The sequence below is a fragment of the Bacteroidota bacterium genome, from assembly GCA_030706565.1.
GTDB lineage: Bacteria > Bacteroidota > Bacteroidia > Bacteroidales > JAUZOH01 > JAUZOH01.
The window spans coordinates 1-8,258 of sequence record JAUZOH010000160.1 but is presented as its reverse complement, the minus strand read 5'-3'; the positions used below and the strand labels follow the sequence as shown (position 1 = coordinate 8,258).

4 protein-coding genes are annotated in these 8,258 nt (G+C 42.3%); 3 read left to right on the top strand and 1 reads right to left on the bottom strand.

Annotated features, from left to right (window positions below; all coding sequences use genetic code 11):
* Together Q8907_09475 and Q8907_09470 are read left to right on the top strand one after the other, a co-directional pair.
* Positions 1-460, top strand: a 460-nt coding sequence (locus Q8907_09475) for an epoxyqueuosine reductase (GenBank protein MDP4274494.1), incomplete at its 5' end; no start/stop codon positions are given.
* A gap of 223 nt (positions 461-683) precedes the next feature.
* Positions 684-1,133, top strand: a complete 450-nt coding sequence (locus tag Q8907_09470; protein ID MDP4274493.1) for an Hsp20/alpha crystallin family protein — start codon at positions 684-686, stop codon at positions 1,131-1,133.
* A gap of 59 nt (positions 1,134-1,192) precedes the next feature.
* On the opposite strand, the gene Q8907_09465 is transcribed toward Q8907_09470, so the two are convergent.
* Positions 1,193-7,129, bottom strand: a complete 5,937-nt coding sequence (locus Q8907_09465; protein MDP4274492.1) for a PKD domain-containing protein — start codon at positions 7,127-7,129, stop codon at positions 1,193-1,195.
* 512 nt (positions 7,130-7,641) lie between these two features.
* On the opposite strand from Q8907_09465, the gene Q8907_09460 reads away from it, so the two are divergent.
* Positions 7,642-8,258: hypothetical protein (locus Q8907_09460; GenBank protein ID MDP4274491.1), on the top strand; the 617-nt coding region annotated here is incomplete at its 3' end.

The following is an 8,258-nucleotide window of genomic DNA, read 5'->3' as shown; positions in this document are numbered from 1 at the left end:
TTCATTGGATGTTTCGGTGAAACTTGAGAAAAATAATATCAGTGCTGTTCCTGTGCCCTCAGAACCTTATGAATATTGGGATAAGGAAACCATGACCGGAAGGGGAATCATTTCCTTAAAACATGCGGCATATTATGCAGGGCTGGGCGTAATGGGCCGGAATACCCTGTTGTGTAACCCTGATTTGGGGAATTTGCTCAAGCTGGGTGCTGTACTTGCAAATGTTGAGCTGGAGCCAGATCCGGTGATTGATGATGATTTTTGTTCCGACAGCTGCAATTTGTGTGTAAAAAGTTGCCCTTCAGGAGCATTGACAATGGGCAACAGAAACGTTATTCAGAAGAATTGCCGGTTAAATTCAGAGGGTAAAACCCTTAAGGGCTCACCCATTACTGTTTGTTATAACTGCAGGAAGGTTTGTCCAAACAGGGGAGGGTGGAAAAAGTCAAGAAAGAATTAAGATACCTTCTTATTAAAAATATTTAATTCGTATTAGACCAATAAATTAGATAGGATTTTAAAATCAATAAGTGTCAATATGGCGTAATGTTTGTTTTGTAAGTGTCAAAATGACATCAATATTGATTTTTTTTCTGCCTAAATGATGAAATTATAGACTGGGCACATCTTTTGTAAATTCATGATTACAACAAATAGAAATTAAACAATTAAAATTAATAATTATGAGTTTACTTAGATTGTTCAATGCAGCCCCTTCTTCAGAAGAAAGAACTGTATATCCGGATTTGACAGACTTGTTTGACGAATTATTCTATGCTGAGCCTGAACCTGAACAGGAGACCATTCCTCTGGCCAACATTATTGAATCTCCGACTGATTACAGGATTGATTTAGCAGCTCCTGGTTTTAACCGTAATGAATTCAATCTTGAAGTAGAAAAGGGCCAGCTTCGTATTTCTGCAAAACATGAGGGCAAATCAGAGGAAAATTCAGAAGGTCAATATCATATCCGTGAATTTGGAGGCAATTCAATTGAAAGAATTTTTGAATTGCCTGAAGAGGCCAACAGCGATAAAATTAATGCTTTATACAGCAATGGCATATTAATGGTGAATATACCTAAAAAGCCGGAAGCAATTGAAAAGCCGGCAAGAAAAATTGAAGTTGCTTGATTTTATTGGGGATTGACAAAAAGCCACTGCATGAATCTTGCAGTGGCTTTTATTTTAACCTAATTGTTGTTCTTTTTTATCAACAGCGTAACGGTGCCTGCATCTGTTATCATTTTGCCATTGTAGAAAGTGGCCTTCACTTTCCAGACATATACATCCTGTTTGCAAAGCTTGCCCTGATAATAACCATCCCAGCCGGTCATGACATTATCCGATTCGAATAATCGGGCTCCCCACCGGCTATAGATTTCAAGGTGATAATCCATAACCCCTTCGAATAAAGGATGAAAAACATCATTGTTAATGTCTTTCACCTTGTATATTCCTCCGTTGGGCCCGTCCAGACTTGGCGAGAAGGCATTGGGAAACCTCAGGTAGCCTGCACCTACAATTTTTACTGCAGCATATTTAACAAGCGAATCAACACATTGATGGTCTGTCCAGACTGTAAGACTGATGTTTTGAGCTCCAAGGTCTTTGACGGTATAAAGATGGGTGGGGTTTTTTTCTGTTGATGTTTCGCCATCCCCGAATTTCCACAGATAGGACGTACCGTATTTTGAAAGATTGTAGCATCTTAGTTTTTCATCAGGAAGCATAATTGTATCGGGGGCGAGTTCAAAGTTTACTTCCGGTAAACGGTAAACTGTAACGGTTTCATAATGGTAACTTTCCCCTCCATCGCCTTTTACGGTAAGTTTTACATTATAAATGCCGGCTTGATTATACAAATGCGAAACAGGCTGTTCTGCGGTTGAGGTAAAACCATCACCGAAATCCCATAAATAGGAGTTGCCATAAATCGATTTATTCGTAAAATAAGCAGTATGTGGGGCGCATCCCTGCGATGAGGAGTCAAACATGGCAATCGGTACCGGTGCTATCAGATAGACTTTGTGGCTGATAGAATCCATGCAATGTTCGCTTGAGGCAAGGAGCTTTATAGTATAAGCACCCCAATGCTGATAGGTATGAGTGCCGGGATCCTTGTCTGTGGTACTGTAATTGTCGCCCAAATTCCAAAGGTAATGCCACGGGCCGGAGTTTGTGTTGTTCGTAAAATTAAAGGTGGCATCCGGGTAGGTTGACAGGGGCGGGATAATTGCAAATTCAGCCTGCGGCGAAGGATATACGGTTACTTTCCTTGTGGTTGAATCGCTGCAGCCATAACGGGACTCCGTTTTAAGTTTAACCGTATATGTCGTGTCTGAAAGTGAAAGGTTGACATAACGGTTCAATGGATTATTCATCCCGGATGTAACGCCATCTCCCATATTCCAACGATAGAAATCCCCGTTTTTGCTGAAGTTGGTGAACTGGACATAAAAAGGGCTGCAGCCTGCAGTATCTGGCCTGAAACTTGCCGTCACATTGGGATAAACATTGATGTTTGTGGAAGCATCGCTGGCACAGGTTCCGGAATTGACCACATGCAGGCGTATCGTATATACCCTGATCCCTGTTGAATCGTTGGAATAGGCATGAGTCAAAGCCATAGGATCATTTTTTATCCTGGTCGTAAAATTTTTCCCGTCCCCATAATTCCAGGTGTAGGTCAGGCGGGTTCCTGTCGATTGATTTTGCAGGGTGACGTCAAAAGGAGGGCAGTCTACATTCTTGGCCACCGAAAATATCGCCCTGGGCTGGTGATAGACTTTTATGATTTTTGAAATGGTATCCGTGCAAGAATAGAGGGATGTGGCCAGAAGTTTTATACGGTACGTGGTATCTTCATCCCCATAATTATAAAACACATGCACCGGATTACCTGCCTGGGAACTAAAACCATCGCCAAACCACCAGTTGTAATTTGACGCATTGGTGGTCGTGTTGTTGATCGGATAAGTGAAAGGAGTACATGCCGAATCCTTCAGACTTGAAAAAGAAGCTGTCACTTTCGGGTAAACCCTCACCGGGACCGTGTCATTATCCTGGCATCCCTGGGCAGTTTCTGCATGAAGGGATATGGGATAAGTTCTGATAGCCTGAGACGGCGGATTGTTGTAAAAAATGTGGCTGAGTGTACCTGTTTTGACCGATGTGGTGGTGTCTTTTGTCCCATCTGCAAAATTCCAGGTGAAGATGCTTCCTGAGGTTATGCTGGTATTCTGAATGTTTACCGTAAATGGCGGACAGTCAATGGTTTTTGGAATAGTGAATTGGGCTTTGGGCCTATGGTAAACATGTATGGTCTGCGTGGCCGAATCGGCACAAAGATAATCTGAAATGGCCAGCATTTTTAAGCGGAAGGCCGTATCCCGGTCTGTATAATTATAGTATGTGAAGGTGGGGTTGATATCGGAACTGGTACTCCCTTCCCCAAAACTCCACTGAAAAAAAATTGCATTTGTTGATTTGTTGGTGAATTTTAGGGCCAATGGCTGGCAGCCTGCCGTATCCGACTGGAAAGTTGCCGTTACTTTGGGATAGATTGTTACGGTATCGGTGAACAAGTTCAGGCAATTGGCAGGGTTGTTTACGGTAAGCTTTATGAAATAATTTTTGGGCTGTGTGCCCAAATTACTATATTGATGAGGTGGCGGGATATTTCCGGCAAATGGGGCAGAACCGTCTCCGAAGTCCCAGTTCCAGCCGCTTATCCCTCCTTTGGAATCATCTTTGAACGAGACACTGTCACCTGAGCATACATCATATTTGTTGATCGTAAAACCTGACTGGACATAGGGAAAGACGGTAAGCCTGACGGAGACCGACTGGCTGCATTGCCTGTCGGACGTGGCTGTGAGGGTCACTTTAAAGGTGGTGTCGTGAGGCGAATCATTGGTAAACTGATGTGTTGGATTTTGGTCCGGGGATGAGGTCCCGTCTCCAAAGTCCCAATAAAATGAAGTAGCACTGGGTGAACTGTTGTTTGTAAATGCCGTCGTTAGCGGGTTGCAGTCTGCCTTGTTCCCGCCATATAGGAAGCTTGCTTTCACCTGAGGATACACTGTAATTGGAACCGACAGGGTATCCGAACAATTGGCTGTAGTGACGGTAAGTCTGATTCTGTATACCGAATCTTTTGAGTTGGATGAGTTCGTAAATTCATGTGTGAAAGTATGGGCATTGGTCGAAAGGCTTTGCCCATCCCCAAAGTCGTATACGAAGTTTTTTATTCCTCCCCATGAACTGAAAGGATTGGTAATAGTATCAACCAGTGAAGCGCATCCGCTTGCCTGTTTTACTGCAAATGAAGCTTTGATATATGGCCAGACTTTCACGGTATCCACGACTGTGTCACGACAGGTATGCGTGCCGGTATAGAAAGCAATCAGCCTGACAATATGGGTCTGCAGGAGGGTGTCGTTGTTGATGTATTGGTGCGCAGGGCTGATTTCCCCCGAATTGGCATTGTCCCCAAAATTCCAATCGTAATGGAACTCGGGTGCAGTCCTGACCTTATCCTGATTGGAGAATTTTACGGTAAGCGGATTGCAGCCCAGGGAATTATCTTTTGTAAAAGCTGCATTAACTTCAGGATAGATGGTGATATACCGCGAGAAAGTATCGGTACATCCCCCGTTACTGTTACTAACCGTTAGTGACAGCTTTCTATCTATTGGAAAATCCGTGGTATTCTGGTATATGTGGGTAAAGGAATTCCAGGGTGATGAAATGATCGTATCCTTGCCATCAGCGAAAATAAAATGATATTGCTCAACCTGGCCTTCGGATGTATTGAAAATCCTGATGGAGTAAGGTGCACATCCTTTAACGGAGTCAACCGTAAAACCTGCCTTCAGGTAAGGATGTACAATAAACCTGTGCTGGACTGTATCCTTGCAATAATCAGGAGAAATACTGATTAAACGGGTTCGGAAAGTGGTGTCTTTATGGGTAAAATTCGAGTAGGTGTGGACCGGATTCTTTTGATTAGACGAACTGCCATCTCCAAATTCCCATACATATTGAGCTGTATCTCCCCGGGATTTGTTGGTAAAGGGTACTGTAAGCGGATTACAGGAAATACTGTCACCTGTGAAGTTGAATCCTGCATCTATTTCAGGATACACCGTTATCGGCCTTGTAAAACTCTTGGCACATTGATTGTTCTGTACAATCAACTTGGACTGAAAAACAAGTACCGAATCCGTTTTGTTTTGAAAAGTCCGGTAGAAGGGGGGTACGACCAGAACATTGTCGGCCCGGTCGATGGTGTCATTGCTCTCGAAATCCCAGAGATGGCTTCCTGCAATGGCAGTAGCCCCTACTGATTTGTCCGTATACAGTATATTCAACGGTGCACAGCCTGAAGACCTGTCTACATTATAGGAAGCAACTAATTCGGGTGAAACGAGGACTTTAACATGACAAACCGTATCGGAGCAGGTTCTGTGAACAGTGACAAAATAATCATAGGTTCCTGAAGGTGGCGTAGCGGTTGGCGTGGCGCTATAAGGATCGCTTAAATAATCGGGATAAACCACCGTTGAACCAGATTCTCTCACCCAATGATAACTCAATCCTCCCCAAGCCCTCAATTGTACGGTATCGCCAAAGCAGCTGTTGATCAGGTCGGAATTGGTCTGGCTGATGACGGCCGATCCTTTCTCTGAGTTGAAATCTGAAAAATACCCGTATTTACAACCTGTATTCCTTCCTCCGTTTATCAATGCCATGTGAAACAAAGAAGAAGTATTATATACCCTGCAGGCTTGATTCATAGGAATGAAATTAAATAATTTCTTATCGGCTTTCAGGGCCATCCAGTTGGGATATTTGGTGGAATCCGGACTGATCACTTTTTCAAAGTAGGAAGCAGGAATCTGATAATTTGTCCCATTGGGCAGTTGAATGTAAAATGTACTCTCGCCTCCTTCGCGAGTCATCAGGTTTAGGTAGAAGTCCTGGGAATTGCTCCGGGTAAAACTCACTTCATAGGATCCGGTACATGCATCAACCTTGGGCAACAAGCCACCGCCCATTTCACAGCCGAAGCCGGCAATATGATATACATAAATAGGCTTGTCGGCCATCACATAAACCGCATTGTTTTTAATTTCATAAGCATACTCCTGTCCGGCATTGGTAATTGTTGTTGAAAGATCCAAAATTCTGGTGCTGGTGGTATTATTGGTGTAGTAGAAAGAAATAGTTGTATTGGGTTGGGTGGCTACTATAAAAGCCCTTTCACCCGTTCCTGTACCTTCCACCGGATCCTGATTACAATCAGTCAGGTTTACCCTTCCCCTCATGATGATATATTGTCTGCCCAGAATTGCAGCCGGCACAATCTGGTCCCCTTCCAGGTCCCGGCAGCCACAATTCCCTGCACTTACTGAATCGTCTTTTACCGTTACTGCTATGGGTTTATCGGAAACAATATGAGACCCACCCAAATGTCCGGCTGCCGACTGGCTGGCTGCTTTACATGAATAGGTTTGCCCTTTGTTCAGGTGAATGGTAAATGGAACTCCTGCCTTTTGTCCGCTGGCCAGATTGGCTGTAGGAGTAATCGTAATTGTTGTATTGTCCTGTGTTGCCACAATATCAAATGCTGAATAAGGCAGGTCTGGCGTGTACACCCCGTTTGCCCATAAATTTTGAAAGGGAGTATAAAATTCTGTGCCCAGAGAATTTTTACCCTTTAAGGAAAAAATATCCGGATTCCAGTATTCATCTTCTTCCCAGTAGGCAGTAATCAGGTTGGTCGAACTGATGTGAAGGCCGTGATTCAGGACTGTCCCTGCAACGCTATCCTGAAACATTTCCAGATAAGGAGTCATATCCATTGTGGCTGCACTGTTGGCAGCCATATTGATAACTTTGGGCTTAAACAGGGGAGTGGCCGGCTGACTAATGGTAACAGTAGCCGGAAGGCCCATTGATGCTAATCTTATGTATACCGGTTTTGCTCCCGGACAGGTACCACTTTGACAGTGGCTTATGGTGACTTTTGGAACTGCAAACCAGAAAGAAGTATCCGTTTGGGCAAATAATTCGGAGAAAAATAATGAGTTCAATAAAAAGATAATAAATAATTTTCTCTTCATGGCTGTCAAAATTTATATGCTCATTTTGATCCTCTTAGGTACTCAATAATAGTTCAAAAAAATAATCTTGACTTCTTGTAAAAAACTTTATCTTATTGTAATCCTCGAAACGGTTTATTAACCCCTTTCCACCAACCGGCAGAACTAAAATGAAATACGGACTTACCATTTGTGGCTCCGCTGCTGCCTGATTTTGCTGACCCTAATCTTATACAGATGAAAAATTAAAGTCCGGAAAATATAAATAATTTGTTAAAAGTCAGATAAATGTATCTGTTTTTTTGACACTTTCATTATTTTTTTTCGTATAACAAAATTGTAAATTCTGATCTTTCTTAAAGATACTATTTGTTTTTTATAGAAATACTTTATTAATACAGAAATTTAATATTGAAAATACTAAATAAATTGAAAAAAATTATATTTTTATCAGATAATCATATTTTTATGTAAATACTCCTTTGTTAAATATTGTGCAGTTTTTTTAAGGTATTGACTAAAAACATACAGTTATGAAAATTTATATACGTTTCTTGTTTTATATGTTTCTGCTGTTTTTTATAGACAATGTAGTCAATGCTCAGCCAGATTCCACTGTATATTTTTCAGAAGACTTTGAAACAGGTGTACAGCCCCAGGGATGGCAGGAAGAATATGCTAAGGGCTACGTAGACTGGAAGTATCAGAATGGTGGCGGTCAAAGGGATATTAATGAAATCACCACCCGTACTCCGTATCCTGCTCATGGAGGTAAATTCAATGCGCTTTTTGAGTATTCGAGCCTGAAACATGAAGCCACCAAACTGGTTACCCGACCCATTGACCTTTCAGGGGCCTCCAAACCTTTGTTGAAATTTTACTACGCCCAGGTTAAACGTTGCCTGGATGCACAAGGACAAAACTGTGCAAACGACGAATTACGCATTTATTATAAAAAAACCTTGAATTCTGCCTGGATTAAACTGGATTCAGCCATTTATGATACCCCGGTGGATTCGGCGGGTTATGGACTCTGGCAACTTAAAACCATACAGCTAAATGACTTTAGCGGTACGTTTTACCTGGCTTTTGAAGGTAAAACAAATCTGGGTTGGGGAACCTGCCTGGATGATATTAAAATTATCGAGTC

Excerpts from the sequence above, each read along its gene's own strand:
- Q8907_09470 (MDP4274493.1), top strand. The coding sequence starts at position 684 with ATGAGTTTACTTAGATTGTTCAATGCAGCCCCTTCTTCAGAAGAAAGA.
- Q8907_09465 (MDP4274492.1), bottom strand. The coding sequence starts at position 7,129 with ATGAAGAGAAAATTATTTATTATCTTTTTATTGAACTCATTATTTTTC.